The 13,404-nt window shown below is 42.9% G+C and carries 17 protein-coding genes; 11 read left to right on the forward strand and 6 right to left on the reverse strand.

Features of this window, described 5'->3' with window-relative positions:
* Positions 1-98 precede the first annotated feature (98 nt).
* Entirely contained in the window at positions 99-1,634 is a 1,536-nt protein-coding gene (gene putP, locus CIB36_RS06770; RefSeq protein ID WP_093988754.1) for a sodium/proline symporter PutP, read from the reverse strand.
* A gap of 377 nt (positions 1,635-2,011) precedes the next feature.
* On the reverse strand, positions 2,012-3,001 hold the full coding sequence (locus CIB36_RS06775) for an alcohol dehydrogenase catalytic domain-containing protein (protein WP_093988755.1): 990 nt from the start codon (positions 2,999-3,001) through the stop codon (positions 2,012-2,014).
* A gap of 147 nt (positions 3,002-3,148) precedes the next feature.
* On the opposite strand from CIB36_RS06775, the gene CIB36_RS06780 reads away from it, so the two are divergent.
* Entirely contained in the window at positions 3,149-3,907 is a 759-nt protein-coding gene (locus tag CIB36_RS06780; protein ID WP_158662610.1) for a helix-turn-helix transcriptional regulator, read from the forward strand.
* Positions 3,908-4,010: 103 nt separating this feature from the next.
* Here CIB36_RS06780 and CIB36_RS06785 read toward each other — a convergent pair whose 3' ends face one another.
* From CIB36_RS06785 to CIB36_RS13730, 3 genes are read right to left on the reverse strand one after another with little or no spacing between them, the layout of a single operon-like run.
* Positions 4,011-4,394, reverse strand: a complete 384-nt coding sequence (locus CIB36_RS06785; protein ID WP_158662611.1) for a hypothetical protein — start codon at positions 4,392-4,394, stop codon at positions 4,011-4,013.
* Complete coding sequence (locus CIB36_RS13725; RefSeq protein ID WP_093988758.1) at positions 4,336-4,545, reverse strand: MerR family transcriptional regulator; 210 nt, start codon at positions 4,543-4,545, stop codon at positions 4,336-4,338. Before CIB36_RS13725 ends, CIB36_RS06785 begins: the two co-directional genes overlap by 59 nt.
* Positions 4,517-4,639 carry a MerR family transcriptional regulator gene (locus CIB36_RS13730; RefSeq protein WP_158662612.1) on the reverse strand — a complete coding sequence of 41 codons (123 nt, stop codon included), beginning with the start codon at positions 4,637-4,639 and terminating at the stop codon, positions 4,517-4,519. The genes CIB36_RS13725 and CIB36_RS13730 overlap by 29 nt, the downstream gene beginning before the upstream one ends.
* 99 nt (positions 4,640-4,738) lie before the next feature.
* Between CIB36_RS13730 and CIB36_RS06795 the strand changes: the two genes are divergently transcribed.
* The 8 genes from CIB36_RS06795 to CIB36_RS06830 all read left to right on the forward strand — a co-directional run bounded on the left by CIB36_RS06795 (position 4,739) and on the right by CIB36_RS06830 (position 11,321).
* The gene (locus tag CIB36_RS06795) at positions 4,739-5,086 is read left to right on the forward strand and encodes a hypothetical protein (RefSeq protein ID WP_093988759.1); all 348 of its coding nucleotides are present in this window, start codon (positions 4,739-4,741) and stop codon (positions 5,084-5,086) included.
* 38 nt (positions 5,087-5,124) lie between these two features.
* Positions 5,125-5,394: a DUF4097 family beta strand repeat-containing protein gene (locus CIB36_RS06800; protein WP_093988760.1), complete on the forward strand. Its 270-nt coding sequence runs from the start codon at positions 5,125-5,127 to the stop codon at positions 5,392-5,394.
* A 223-nt stretch (positions 5,395-5,617) separates the two neighbouring features.
* On the forward strand, positions 5,618-5,971 hold the full coding sequence (locus CIB36_RS06805; RefSeq protein WP_267872660.1) for a MerR family transcriptional regulator: 354 nt from the start codon (positions 5,618-5,620) through the stop codon (positions 5,969-5,971).
* Positions 5,972-6,028: 57 nt separating this feature from the next.
* Positions 6,029-6,529 (forward strand): NAD-dependent epimerase/dehydratase family protein, encoded by a 501-nt coding sequence (locus tag CIB36_RS06810; protein WP_093988761.1) that lies wholly within the window; start codon positions 6,029-6,031, stop codon positions 6,527-6,529.
* A 194-nt stretch (positions 6,530-6,723) separates the two neighbouring features.
* Positions 6,724-7,386: a response regulator transcription factor gene (locus CIB36_RS06815; RefSeq protein ID WP_187536533.1), complete on the forward strand. Its 663-nt coding sequence runs from the start codon at positions 6,724-6,726 to the stop codon at positions 7,384-7,386.
* Complete coding sequence (locus CIB36_RS06820) at positions 7,383-8,402, forward strand: sensor histidine kinase (RefSeq protein ID WP_093988763.1); 1,020 nt, start codon at positions 7,383-7,385, stop codon at positions 8,400-8,402. Before CIB36_RS06815 ends, CIB36_RS06820 begins: the two co-directional genes overlap by 4 nt.
* A 161-nt stretch (positions 8,403-8,563) precedes the next feature.
* Positions 8,564-9,328, forward strand: coding sequence for an ABC transporter ATP-binding protein (locus tag CIB36_RS06825; RefSeq protein ID WP_093988764.1), 765 nt, complete (start codon positions 8,564-8,566; stop codon positions 9,326-9,328).
* A complete protein-coding gene (locus tag CIB36_RS06830) occupies positions 9,318-11,321 on the forward strand; it encodes an ABC transporter permease (RefSeq protein ID WP_093988765.1) in 2,004 nt (667 codons plus the stop codon). The genes CIB36_RS06825 and CIB36_RS06830 overlap by 11 nt, the downstream gene beginning before the upstream one ends.
* A 267-nt stretch (positions 11,322-11,588) precedes the next feature.
* Here the strand turns inward: CIB36_RS06830 and CIB36_RS06840 are convergent, their stop codons facing one another.
* Positions 11,589-11,912, reverse strand: coding sequence for a winged helix-turn-helix transcriptional regulator (locus CIB36_RS06840; RefSeq protein WP_093988767.1), 324 nt, complete (start codon positions 11,910-11,912; stop codon positions 11,589-11,591).
* Between the two features lie 197 nt (positions 11,913-12,109).
* On the opposite strand from CIB36_RS06840, the gene acgA reads away from it, so the two are divergent.
* Together acgA and acgM are read left to right on the forward strand one after the other, a co-directional pair.
* Positions 12,110-12,253, forward strand: coding sequence for an ACGX-repeat peptide (gene acgA, locus CIB36_RS06845; protein ID WP_093988768.1), 144 nt, complete (start codon positions 12,110-12,112; stop codon positions 12,251-12,253).
* 117 nt (positions 12,254-12,370) lie between these two features.
* Positions 12,371-13,402, forward strand: coding sequence for a radical SAM/SPASM domain protein, ACGX system (gene acgM, locus CIB36_RS06850; RefSeq protein ID WP_093988769.1), 1,032 nt, complete (start codon positions 12,371-12,373; stop codon positions 13,400-13,402).
* The last annotated feature ends 2 nt before the right edge of the window (positions 13,403-13,404 follow it).

A 13,404-nucleotide genomic window follows, 5' to 3' on the forward strand; every position in this document is an offset into this window, starting at 1 on the left:
CCTATTCTACATGATTTTATCGCTTGATGGAAGTATTTTTCCACGAAATTTGCGATGAAATGAAAAAATCCGGAGAATAAATCCTCCGGATTTTTCTTTTATTTCATCGCAGCTACCTGGTCAAACTCATCGGTAATTTCTTTAGACGGTTTGCCTGTCAGCAGGCTGACCACCACAATTGCAATACATGCAACAAGAAATGCCGGCAGCAATTCGTAGAAATTCCAAATTCCACCCATAGGCGCAATCAAATACTTCCAGATAAACACCATGGCTCCCCCGCTGATCATCCCGGCCAAAGCGCCCCAACGATTAGAACGCCGCCAGAACAACGCGAACAGCACAACCGGGCCAAAGGAAGCTCCAAAGCCTGCCCAGGCAAAGGAAACGATCCCAAATACAGAGCTGTCCGGATCCTTAGCGATAAAGATCGCGATCACTGCGATTGCCACTAACGTGAGCCTTGCGATCAGCATGGTAGTTTTTCCGGACATGTTGATCTTAAACACGCCTTTCAAAATATTCTGGGACATACTGGAAGAGGCCGCCAAAAGCTGCGAATCTGCTGTGGACATGGTAGATGCCAAAATCCCCGCAATGATAACTCCTGCCAGTAAGGCAGCCAGCACGCCGTTTTGGCTGAGCAGGTTCGCAATCTGGACGATGATCGTTTCCGAACCAGAACCCGCCAGCTTATCCACCGCGCCGACGCTGCTCATCGCCAAACCGATCACACCGATCCCTACAGCAACTGCCAGCGAAATCACGACCCAGCTGGATGCGATCCGTCTGGAAAGCTTTAATTTCTTTTCATCTTCAATTGCCATGAAACGAAGCAGAATATGCGGCATCCCGAAATATCCCAGCCCCCACGCAAACATAGAAGCGATCTTCATCGCACCGTAAGGAGCCGCCGTTCCGGTTTCCGGGTCATGGGTCTGTACCATGCTCAGGTAACCCGGCAGGGATTTCGCGTTTTCTGCCACAGCGTCAAATCCACCGGCAACGCTCACGCCAAATCCAACCACGATAAACAAAGCCACTGTCATCACAATGCTCTGAATAAAGTCGGTGGTGCTGGCCGCCAAAAAACCGCCCATTGTGGTATATCCTACAATTACGATCGCACTGACGATCATAGCCGTCATATAATCAATTCCGAACAGGCTGGCAAACAGCTTTCCGCACGCAGCAAATCCAGAAGCGGTGTATGGGATAAAAAAGATCAAAATAAGCGCCGCGGAAATGCACATCAAAAGACGGCTGGAATCGCGGTAACGGTTTGAGAAAAAGTCTGGGATCGTGATCGCGTTCCCCGCAACATGGGAATAACAGCGGATTCGTTTTGCTACGATCAGCCAGTTGACATAGGTGCCGACCGCCAGCCCGATCGCTGTCCAGCCCGCGTCAGCAATCCCGCTTAAATAAGCAAGCCCCGGCAACCCCATTAAAAGCCAGCTGCTCATATCCGAAGCCTCTGCGCTCATCGCGGTGACTAAAGGTCCCAGCTTCCTTCCCCCTAAATAAAAGTCATCGACCGTATTATTCCTTTTGGAACACCACAGGCCGATCAGCAGCATTCCAATCAAGTAGACCGCAATCGCGATCAACATGCAAATTTGTGACGTGGTCATACTTTGTTTGTCCTCTCTTTTCCTTTATTTTGCTAAAACAATAATTGAATACAGTATATCATAAATGAAAGATCTCTGCAATAAAAAAGGAGGCTTTTGCCTAAATCTGTCCCTTCTTTTTCCATATGGTAAACCGCAGCCGTCCCGCACTGCCTTTTCTAAAGCGAAAAAGCGCAGCATATCGGCGGTTCCTCCCTTACTTATCATCTCAGCGATGAAATGCTGCGGGAAACTACAGGATGCCTGAAAAAGCCGTCAACAGAAGCATAGAAGCCGATGGTGCTCACCCATCGGCTTCTACACAGTATATTAAGGAGATCCGGCAAAGCAAAATAAAAGGCCATTCTGCCTTGCCGTTTCAAGGTGGTAACAGCTAACTAATCGCTACATCTGACAGCACCCTTGATAAAGTTCCCCGCCTTGCTTTCCATATCGTAATTTCCTTTGTCGAACTCCTCCATGGAATAGATATGGTTGGTCACGCCTTGAAACTTCCAAATCCCTTTGGAGATCAGCTCCAGTGCCCTTTTGCACAGTCCTGCTTCATATTCGATCCGCCGTTCATGGCAGTTGATAGACTGCATGGCTTTCATGTTCCAAAGCTTATAGTCGATCGTACGGTCCCCGTCATTGTGGAATCCGCCGATCCCCAGCCTCCCATGTGCAGAAACCATTTCCCCGGCTAGGCGCAATGCGCTTTCCGTACCGGCAAATTCCATCACGTCATGGAACCCTAAGTTAAAAATATCCGCTTTGTGGCCGTCCCGGGTCAAGTCCGGTTTTTCCCACGTTTCCCAATTCAAAAGCATCTCTTTCGGAAGCCCCTCCGGCGCATAAACTGTGGTAGCGCCAAATTTTAAAGCGTTTTCTCGCGCCTGTTCCCGCGGGTCGATCACAACAATGTCCCCGTAGCCCATGGCGCGAAACAGGGAGATAATCCCCAAGCCCATATACCCTGCCCCGATCACGGCAACCGGGTCCCCGCAAAGGGCGGGGGACATCTTCTGCCCGGCACTGAGCAGGCAGGCAAGCGGCTCTGCGATCGCATCTAGGTCGTCTAGGTTGTCCGGCACATGGCAAGCCTTGTGCGGCTCCATAACAATATATTCTTTATACCCGCCGCCGCCCAAGCCGGTAACGCGGTCCCCAACGGAAAAACCCGTTACGTTTCGTCCCACCTCGGCAACCACGCCTACCGTTTCATGCCCAAAAATATCACCCGGTCTTGCGGTGGACCAAGGATACCATTCAGAATGACACATCCCGGTATAAGTTACTTTCACTAAGATATGTTCGTCGTCAATTTTTGGGATATCTACTTCGATCACCTTGCTGGTTCTGGGACCGGTCATTACGATTTGTTTCATTTCGTTTCCTCCTAAGATCTATCTGAAGCATCTGCTTTTTCTTTAATCATATCAGGAAACGGCATGATAGGAAAAACATAAAAACGAAATAAATCTGGACAAAAACGACTTTTTATGATAAGATCTCCTAAAAGGATGGTCTTAACTGTGAAAATACATCAAATGCAGATCTTTTATTCTCAGGTCGCGGCAGTTTCTCCGCACAAGCATGATCTTTGGGAAATCATTATCAATACCGAAGGCGAAGGAGATAATTATCTGGAAGGGGAAGCGACCAAATTCTTCCCCGGAACAATCACGCTCTGTCCACCGGGAACAGTACACCATAAAATCGCTTCTAACGGTAGTTTTGTGGATCTATCTGTTCTGTTTTCCGATCCATATTATTTCAGTGGCCTGCGTCAAAATCATTTTGAAGACAATCAGGAAAAGGAGATCCAGCAGCTTATGGAGATCGCTTACCATCATTATCATCAGGATAAAAACGACCGCATATCCCGCAATTTAATCGAGGCGGTCTGCGCGCTGATCAGTGAATGGGACAACGCCGGCCAAAGTGATGAAAGGGTGGAATCGCTGGAAAACCTGATCGCTCAAAATTTTACCAATCCAGATTTTGAGATCGGGAAAGCGATGGAACAAATGAATTACTGTGGCGACTATCTGCGGCGGTGTTTTAAAAAGGAAACCGGCCTTACCCCGGTCCAATACCTGAACCAAATGAAGATCAATCTGGCAAAAAAGCTGCTACTGAACGCCACCCATCCTCGTTATCCTATCAGTCATATCGCTTACCTTTCCGGTTTTTATGATGTGGGCTACTTTTCCCGTGTCTTTAAAAAACTAGAGGGCGTTTCCCCTACCGAATTTTCCGCCAGCCCTTCAGGTAACAATAAAGTAAAATAACATCGCTCATAAAAAAGCGCCTCTATTGACAGTGGAGGCGCTTTTATTTTTGATACCGTTCTATCTCAGCCAGCTAGAAAACACCTGTTCCAATAACAAAGCATTAGTCCTCTTTCACCAAAACCTGGATCTGATAATTCCAATGCAGGATGCCAGAGATCACAATCAATTCTACTACAAAAGGGGGTTCTGTTCCATAGTCCTCCCTTGCAATTTCCAACACCCTTTTTAAAACCTGCTCCTTATTCTGCCCGGTACAGTCAACACACAGATATATTCCAGCGGGCAAGACTGTCAAATCAGACTGTTCCGGATATTGGAGGCAGGTTGCAAACAACTGGGAACATCCGTTTTTTTGATAAATCCCAGCCAGATCCTCAAAAATGAATTGATCCCGCTCTGTTTCGTCAAGCTGATCGTAAAAATGGCTAAGATAACTCCAAAGGTTTTCTAAAGTGGGGTATTCCAACATATTCGACGACTTCATCAAGATCATCCAGCATCAGGATTTTTTGAATCTGTGCAAGCGAAAGATCCATATAGCGCAGAGCTTGTACGGTCTGCAGACGAATAATCTCATCTTTCGCATAATACCGGTAACTGGTCCACTCATGGCTGAACCAGCTTGATCCTGTCATAGTGACGCAGGGGCTCACGGGTCATTTCAACCATTTTAGCGACTTCTCCAATGGTATAATAGTTTTCTCCCTCCTTGACTTTTGTGTAACACAAAGGTTTATACTATAACCAGTGTATCAGATATGCAGCAAGGAATCAGATTTCTGTTTTGTCTGGCCACAAAAAATTGATTGAAATTTTCAGGAGCATATGATGAAAAAAATTTTTACAATTGCTTTATGTTTCTTTTTCTTCACCGGATGCTCCGGAGAAACTGCTCAATTTGAATCAAAAACCTACCACGCAGATGCCTCGCAGGTACAGTCCATACAGGTTGACGTGAGAGATAAAAAAATCGAAATCGAGCTGGTATCAGACCCGGAGATCGAGTTTGAATATTATGAAAGTGAGCAAGAAAGGTACGATATTTCTGTTTCAGACGGTAATTTAGTGATCACAGAAAAAATCAAAAAGAATGAACCGATTATATCGGCGGAAAAACGGAGACTGTTCACCGCACCATCACCTTTAAAATGCCGAACAGCTTTCTCTCTTCCCTAATGCTGTCTACCACTAATGAGGACCTGTCTCTCCCCTCCTTGAATGTTTTAGGCAGCATCTCTGTTTCCATCAACAACGGCGACCTTTCCTTTGAACGGTTAGCTGTAGAAGATTCGTTACAGTTAGATGCAAAAAATGGCGATATTACCGGCACGGTGGTGGGCAGTTATGACGATTATGCGATGTCCAGCCATGCCAAGAAAGGGGAAAATAATCTCCCCGAATTGAAAGAAGGCGGAGAAAAAAGATTGTCTGTCCAAACTAACAACGGAGACATTCAAATTGATTTTGAAGCAGAGCATCCATAACAAAAAACCGGAAAGCGCTTTCGCTTTCCGGTTTTTTTGATTACTTTAAGCAAACTTCAATCTGTTGATCGAATCGCCTTTTTTAAATGAGGATACTGAAAAAACTTTTTTAATATAAAATGCTTAACTTATAGTTAACTCTAAGGGTCATACTGGAATTAAATTCAAAAACAACGGAGGCAGATATGGAATATACGATTGGCCAAGTGGCAAAAATGATGGTATTTCGACCTTTACCCTACGCTATTATGATGAGGAAAGGCTTCTTCCATTTGTGAAGCGAACTGCCAATGGCGTGCGAGTCTTTGAAGAATCAGACCTTGCTTTCCTGCATGTGATCAACTGTTTAAAGCACACCGGAATGCTGATCCATGACATCCGAAACTACATTGTCTGGGCGGAAGAAAGGGATGCCTCCCTACAAAAACGGTATGACCTATTTCAAAAACAAAGGCAGGAGATCGACCGGCAGATCAAACAGCTTATGGAATACCGCAAATGCATCGACTCTAAATGCAGGTACTACCCAGAAGGCTCTGAAAGCCGTGACCAAGGCGATCCATTTTGGACCGGATAAAAAGGGGGAAGAAATACCCCTTAAAATGATCATTAAATTAGATAAGGAGGAAACAGAATGAAAATTATTGTCATCGGCGGCTGTGGACATATTGGCAGTTACCTTGTTCCCAAGCTGGTGCGGACAGGGAATCAAGATTATCGGGTATTTGACCAGATTCGCCGCGGGGAGGAATTGATCCTTTCCAATTTTGGAATGGAAACGCTGCACCACGTCCATGCCGACGGTGTTGCACAGGTGTTCCTGAACGCAATCACACATCGCGGTTCTGCCTTGGGAGAAAGCTTTCACGCCGTTGGGAATGAATCCATCACTCTGCTGGGAGATGCACAGGCAATGTACCGTTGTTTTGGCCAAGAAGAACGGATCAGCTTCCTGCCCTGGAAGGATTGGTGCCAATACATCAAAGATGAGGAATTGGTCGATAAGACCTATTATCATATCGCACGAAGCGGATACTACAAAAAACGGCGGCTTGCGCTGTCTTTACAAACTTTGTCAGTTCCTTTTGTTCCGCTTCATACTCTGCGGACAGCGGATAAACAGGGAATGTGCTGAAACCTGAATATGCAGTACGCGGTGTTCCCTACTTCCAGAGGAATATCACATTTGCAGTTCCTCTTTTTTTGAATCATGATAGTTTTAACAACGATGGAATTGATTCCATAAGAAGATTTTGATATAATATAAAATATTAAACAAAATAAGAAGGGAACGATAGCATAAAATAGATATTCCTATCGAAAAACATTATGAAAATATATATTATCGAGGATGATAAAAAATTAAGAGCAGAGCTTGTTAAGCTGTTATCCGCATATAAATATGACTGTTCATTCGATGATGATTATGAAAATATCATTTCACTTGCGCTTGAGAAGCAACCGGATTTGATTCTGCTCGATGTCAACCTGCCTGTTTTCGACGGTTATTATATCTGTCGCGAAATTCGAAAGCAATCAGATGTGCCGATCATTATTGTTACCAGCCGCAGTACCGATATGGACGAATTGATGAGCATGAATCTCGGCGCAGATGATTTTATAACCAAGCCCTATCATTCCCAGATTTTACTTGCGCATATCTCGGCTGTTTTGAAGCGCTGCAACAGTCAAAGCGTTGCGGAAAAAGTCGAATATAGAGGGCTTACGCTTTATCCTTCACAAAGCAAAATTTCTTATCAAGAAAACGAAACTGATCTAACAAAAAATGAAATGAAAATTCTAACGATCCTGATTAACAATGCGGGAAGAATCGTTTCACGAAGCGACTTAATGAACGCACTATGGCAATCCGACGAATTTGTAGATGATAATACGCTCACGGTCAACGTAAACCGTCTGAGAAAACGAATCAAAGAAATCGGTGCGCCAGAATTGATTACAACAAAACGAGGGCTGGGCTACATCCTATGACTTTCAGAGGATTCTTAAAAGAAAAATGGCTATTTCTCACTTGTCAGACAGTTATGATTGCTGCGGTTTCGATCTTATTATTTGGTTTGAACTTTAACATCAGCGGTATTGTATTTATTGGTATCTGTTGGTTATTAGCAATGCTCGTTCCGCTTTTATGGGAGTATTTCAAAAAAAGAAGTTATTACAAGAAACTGTATGATTCGCTAGAAAAGCTGGATAAAAAGCATCTGCTTGTTTCTGTTTTGGAACCGCCGGATTTCATAGAGGGTGAAATCTTATATGATGTTTTAAGTCAAACCAAAAAAGCAATGAATGATGAGGTTGCCGCCTACCGTCATCTGAACGAGGACTATCACGATTATGTGGAAACTTGGATTCACGAAATTAAAATACCGATTTCCTGCATTGACTTAGTTTGCGAAAACAACAAAAATGATGTCACAAACAGTATTCAGGAAGAACTGGTCCGGATTGACCGCTATGTAGAACAGACGCTTTATTATGTCCGAAGCCTGAATGTAGAAAAAGACTATTTTGTGCGGAAACTTTCTCTGGAACAAATCGTAAAATCGGCTGTAAAAAAATATGCGAAACAACTGATTGTCTGTAATATACAATTACAGTTTGATGGTTTGGAAAAAACAGTTTACGGCGACTCCAAATGGCTGGACTTTATTTTAGGGCAGCTAATTTCCAACAGTATCAAGTATAAAAGTGATGCTCCTACCCTTTTGTTTTGGGCAGAGGAAAACAAAGACAGCGTATTGCTCCATGTTCAGGACAACGGAATCGGTATCCCAGACAGTGATATTAATAGGGTTTTCGATAAAGGCTTCACCGGACAAAACGGAAGAAACTTTACAAAATCGACCGGTATTGGGCTTTATCTCTGTAAGCAGCTTTGTAATAAAATGTATTTGAATCTTTATGCTGATTCCCAAGCAGGCATCGGCACCACTATGACGATTGTTTTTCCAAAAGACAGCTTGACATCATTTCGGGAAGATAAATAGAAAGACGACAGATCGCATTGCGGATCATCTGCTGTGTGGTCTGTTTTCTTATGTGACAAAAATGTTCGTTTCCTGTAAGGCACATCAATGGTTGCAACAGCTTTTCGTTGATATAATGATGATATCAACTGTCCGATTATATCATTGGGAGGAACATAGCAATGAATACGATTTTGAGAGTGGAAAACCTTGAAAAATATTACGGAGGCAAGGGAAACATCACAAAAGCTGTTGACAACATTAGCTTTGAAATTGCTGAAGGAGAGTATGTCGGTATCATGGGGGCGTCCGGCAGCGGCAAAACAACGCTGCTCAACTGCGTGTCCACCATAGATACCGCAACTTCCGGACACATCTATGTAAACGGAAAAGATGTTACCTCTATGAAAACAGCGGCGCTGTCGCAGTTCCGCCGGGAAAAACTGGGATTTGTTTTTCAGGATTTCAATCTGTTGGATACGCTCACAGCGTTTGAAAATATAGCACTGGCACTGACGATTACCAAAATCCCTGTCGATCAAATCGACAAACGGGTACAGCAAATCGCCGAACTATTGAACATTGCGGATATTTTGAAGAAATACCCGTACCAAATTTCCGGCGGTCAAAAACAGCGGGTGGCAGCGGCTCGTGCAATCGTTACAAATCCAAGTCTGATTTTGGCGGATGAGCCGACCGGTGCTCTGGATTCCAAATCAGCCCGAATGCTGCTGGAGAGTTTTAGAAAGCTGAATGAAACCATTAATGCTACTATCATGCTTGTTACCCATGACGCATTTACTGCAAGCTACTGTAAACGAATCCTTTTTATTAAGGATGGAAAGCTGTTCAATGAAATTATTCGTGGTTCCGAAAGCCGCAGAAACTTTTTTGACCGCATTGTGGAAGTAATCGCGTTGCTTGGAGGTGACCTGAATGCTGACTAAACTCGCTTTCAAAAACCTAGGGAAAAGTGTGCGTGACTATGCTGTTTATTTCCTCACTCTGGTTTTAGGCGTCAGTATATTCTATATGTTCAATTCTATTTACGCTCAACAGGAGCTTATGAAACTGTCAGAAAGCACCGTGTTGGCAATCAGTTCTATGACCGAGCTGTTGTCCTATATTTCAGCGTTTATTGCTGTCATATTAGGTTTTCTGATTGTGTATGCGAATAACTTTTTTATAAAACGGCGAAAAAAAGAGCTAGGCGTTTACATGACGCTTGGTATGACGCGGAAAAGTATATCTATTATATTTCTTCTTGAAACCTCTTTGATGGCAATTTTCGCATTAGCTGTTGGACTTATTTTGGGGGTGTTTGGCTCACAGTTCATGTCAATTTTTACCGCCAACATTTTTGAGGTCGATTTGACCGAATACAAATTTATTTTTTCTCTTGACGCGGCGCTGAAAAGCGTTCTGTATTTTGTCGTCATATTTTTCGTTGTTGCCCTATTCAACGTTATTGTGATTAACAAGGTAAAACTGATTGACTTGCTGTATGGCGGCAGAAAAAATGAAACGCTCAAAATAAAAAATACTATGCTATCAGCCGGGCTTTTTCTTGTTTCTGTTATACTGCTTATTATTGCGTATTGTCTGATTTTCAAATTTGACTTCGGACCGACTGAAAATAGCAAATATCTCAAAGGAGCGATTATTTTAGGCGCAATCGGGACATTCCTGTTCTTCTTTGCTCTTGCCGGATTTTTCATCAAATTACTGCAAAGCCGAAAAAAGCTCTACTACAAGAACCTCAATATATTTGTTGTCCGGCAGCTAAGCAGTAAGATGAATACGAACTTTATTTCCGTTTCAATGGTTTGTCTTGTCCTGTTCCTTGTTATTGTTGTTTTTTCAGCCGGATACAGCGCACAAAACATCTTGTCTGCAAAATTGCAGCAGCAAGCGGCATATGATTTTAGTTTAGAGGGAGTACCTTATCATCCGGAATCGGATACAGAAGAAGGGATACCGGAGATATTCAACAATTTACCGGAAGAACTTCAAAACAGCGGTGAAATCAAGAACCATGCGGAATATACTTTCTTCAATATGGAGGGATCTGGCGGTGAATATGGGGACTATAATTTGGATCTATCCGTTCTGGATTCAGACATTAGCGGCTCTTCATTGTATTTTATGAAATTGTCCGACTATAATCAGCTTCGGCAGATAAACGGGGCAACTCCTTGCAGTTTGCCGGATAACGAATATTTGATTGCTTATGAGGACAGCGATTTGTCTGTAATTGCCGATCAGTTTGTTGATAAAAAGATAGCCATAACGATTGGAACAAACACAATGAATGCCAAAATGGAAGCGGAGCGTTTCACTTTTGGGAACCGATATTTTGGAGGAATCGTTTTTGTCGTGAACGACGATTGGACATCTGCTCTGCAGATACAAAGACGGGTCCTGAATATCAACTGCAAGGACGAAGCAGCAGCTTCTGCTTTGCAAAAGAAAATATATGAATTTATCAATAATCAGGACGAAAAACAGGTCGTTGTCCGCTATGACAGCAAACAGGATATTTACGCAAGTTCTGTCTCGGATAAAGCATTAGCTTCCTTTTTATCGCTTTATCTCAGCTTTGTTTTTATGATTACCTGTGCCGCTATTTTAGCAATACAGCAGCTTTCGGAAGCGGCAGACAATAAGGAGCGCTATCAGCTGTTGAGAAAATTAGGTACAGAAAAAAAAATGATGAACAAAGCCTTATTTACTCAAATCCTCTGTTATTTTCTAATACCTCTTGCTTTAGCTATCGTTCATTCACTTGTTGGGTTAAAAGTGGTTTATACTATGCTAAATGAATTTGGAAATATTAACGTTCTTTCAAGTATTATTGCAACAGCAGCTTTTATCATTGTAATATACGGAGCCTATTTTATTTTAACTTATGTAGGCAGCAAAAATATTGTCAAAAAATAATTTCCAATCAAAGCCTACCGAAAAATATTCGGTAGGCTTTGGTATATCTATCCGTTATCCAAACCAGAATGATCTGTTGTTATTCTGATAACTACGATATACATTTGCAATTAGTTTATATTCACTAAAATAACAACAAATTCAAACTGCCGTTTAATTCAGGAGGACATGCAGACCGGAGAAACCGGAAGCATGCAACATCAGAAGATGATCTTACAGCGTTACGCGGACAAACCCCATTATGGCGACATGGAAGCGAAAAAGGCATTAGTGCAACAGCAAATAGTTCTTTCCCCATTCTTCCATAGCGTTCATAATAGGGCGCATAGATTCTCCCAAATCGCTTAACGCATATTCAACGCGGGGCGGTACTTCTGGATAGACTGTGCGAGTAATAATTCCATCTTCTTCCATAGAACGAAGGCTGTCAGTCAGCACTTTTTGACTGATTCCCTCTAAATCTCTGCGTAATTCATTAAAACGCCATGGCCGCTGTAACAGATTTCGTATAATCAGCAATTTCCATTTGCTTCCGATCAGTTGAACGGTAGTTGCAACAGGACAAGCGGGCATTTCTTCTTTTGTCAACATAGGCGTACCCCTTTCCAATAGTTTAAAAATGAATGTTACATTCAAATTATAATACAAAGGAGGTTTTCCTGCAAGCATGGGTTACAAAAAAGTGACTATGTAATAAAAAGGTGCGTACTTTTTTCTCCGATTGCTCTGCGATATAATACAGTCAAGGAACAGAAAATGTTCCCAAAATAAAAATGGAGGTAATCATTATGGCACTTTCTAATCTGTTTGGTTGGGCAAAGAAAAATGAGGAGGTCGTGGCCTCTGCTTGTGGTTCTGCCTGCGGTGCTGGCGACAAGCCGGAAGAAAAGCCTGCCGCTTGCGGCTCTGCCTGCGGTGCTGGCGACAAATAAGCAACATATATCAACCGTTCCCGGTAAGCAAATCTGTTTACCGGGAACCATTTCAAAATGATCCGGGTTCACCGGTCTATATAGATATTTTAATGATTCCAAAGTGAGGAAAACGATATGAAAGAATATTTTGCATTTCAGTGGCACATTACAGACGAGTGCGACCAACGCTGCAAACATTGTTACATTTTTTCGGAAGATAACTGCAAAAAGCTAGACGCCATGAGTTGGGATCAAGTACAGGAAACCTTTTATAACTGTCTTGATTTCTGCAAGGTGTATGACCGTCTGCCCTATTTTTATATTACAGGCGGCGACCCCATTTTACACCCGGATTTTTGGATGCTGCTTGCCCTGTTAAAAGAATATGATATTCCGTTTACTATTTTGGGAAATCCATTTCATTTAACAAATGAAATTTGCAGAAAGCTGAAAGAGTACGGCTGCCAGAAATGTCAGCTCTCTCTTGATGGAATGAGAGAAACCCATGACTGGTTCCGGAAACCCGGTTCTTTCGACTGTACCCTTGAAAAAATCAGTTGTATTAAAAATGCTGGGATCCGTTCAGTCATTATGACAACGGTATCCGGCACAAATAGTAAAGAAATTCCAGATATTATTGATACTGTTGTAGAGGCAGACGTTGATGTATTCGCTTTTGCACGTTATTGCCCCACCAGTGAGGAAAAGGATGCCGGAATGACTCCACAGGAGTATCGGGAACTACTGGATACCTGTTATCAAAAATTTCAGCAGTATGAATCCGCAGGCTGTACTACCTACTTCAACAAGAAAGACCACCTTTGGACGCTCTATGAATATGAAAAGGGCATTTTCAAAATCCCAGAGGACAGACAGGACGGTATGATTTACGGGGGCTGCAACTGTGGAAACTGTCACATGACAATTTTGCCTACCGGCGATATTTATGCCTGTCGCCGCGTCCAGAACAGCAAGGTTGGCAATGTGTTTACAGACCGGATCGCTGATGTGTGGATTTGTCAAATGGAGCAGTACCGCGATTACAGTAAATTTGAAAAGTGTTCAAAATGTGAGTTGTTACCTTATTGCCGGGGGTGTCCTGCGGTTGCCAGTGGAAAAGATGGTAACTTTTATGCGGCAGATCCCCAATGCTGGAAAGAGGTGTAGAT

This window comes from Massiliimalia timonensis, from assembly GCF_900186585.1.
GTDB classification, from domain to species: domain Bacteria; phylum Bacillota; class Clostridia; order Oscillospirales; family Ruminococcaceae; genus Massiliimalia; species Massiliimalia timonensis.

Excerpts from the sequence above, each read along its gene's own strand:
- putP (WP_093988754.1), bottom strand. The coding sequence starts at position 1,634 with ATGACCACGTCACAAATTTGCATGTTGATCGCGATTGCGGTCTACTTG.
- CIB36_RS06825 (WP_093988764.1), top strand. The coding sequence starts at position 8,564 with ATGAATACGATTTTGAGAGTGGAAAACCTTGAAAAATATTACGGAGGC.
- CIB36_RS13725 (WP_093988758.1), bottom strand. The coding sequence starts at position 4,545 with ATGACAGGATCAAGCTGGTTCAGCCATGAGTGGACCAGTTACCGGTAT.
- acgM (WP_093988769.1), top strand. The coding sequence starts at position 12,371 with ATGAAAGAATATTTTGCATTTCAGTGGCACATTACAGACGAGTGCGAC.
- acgA (WP_093988768.1), top strand. The coding sequence starts at position 12,110 with ATGGCACTTTCTAATCTGTTTGGTTGGGCAAAGAAAAATGAGGAGGTC.
- CIB36_RS06840 (WP_093988767.1), bottom strand. The coding sequence starts at position 11,912 with ATGTTGACAAAAGAAGAAATGCCCGCTTGTCCTGTTGCAACTACCGTT.
- CIB36_RS06815 (WP_187536533.1), top strand. The coding sequence starts at position 6,724 with ATGAAAATATATATTATCGAGGATGATAAAAAATTAAGAGCAGAGCTT.
- CIB36_RS06795 (WP_093988759.1), top strand. The coding sequence starts at position 4,739 with ATGAAAAAAATTTTTACAATTGCTTTATGTTTCTTTTTCTTCACCGGA.
- CIB36_RS06785 (WP_158662611.1), bottom strand. The coding sequence starts at position 4,394 with ATGAAGTCGTCGAATATGTTGGAATACCCCACTTTAGAAAACCTTTGG.
- CIB36_RS06810 (WP_093988761.1), top strand. The coding sequence starts at position 6,029 with ATGAAAATTATTGTCATCGGCGGCTGTGGACATATTGGCAGTTACCTT.
- CIB36_RS06820 (WP_093988763.1), top strand. The coding sequence starts at position 7,383 with ATGACTTTCAGAGGATTCTTAAAAGAAAAATGGCTATTTCTCACTTGT.
- CIB36_RS06775 (WP_093988755.1), bottom strand. The coding sequence starts at position 3,001 with ATGAAACAAATCGTAATGACCGGTCCCAGAACCAGCAAGGTGATCGAA.
- CIB36_RS06830 (WP_093988765.1), top strand. The coding sequence starts at position 9,318 with ATGCTGACTAAACTCGCTTTCAAAAACCTAGGGAAAAGTGTGCGTGAC.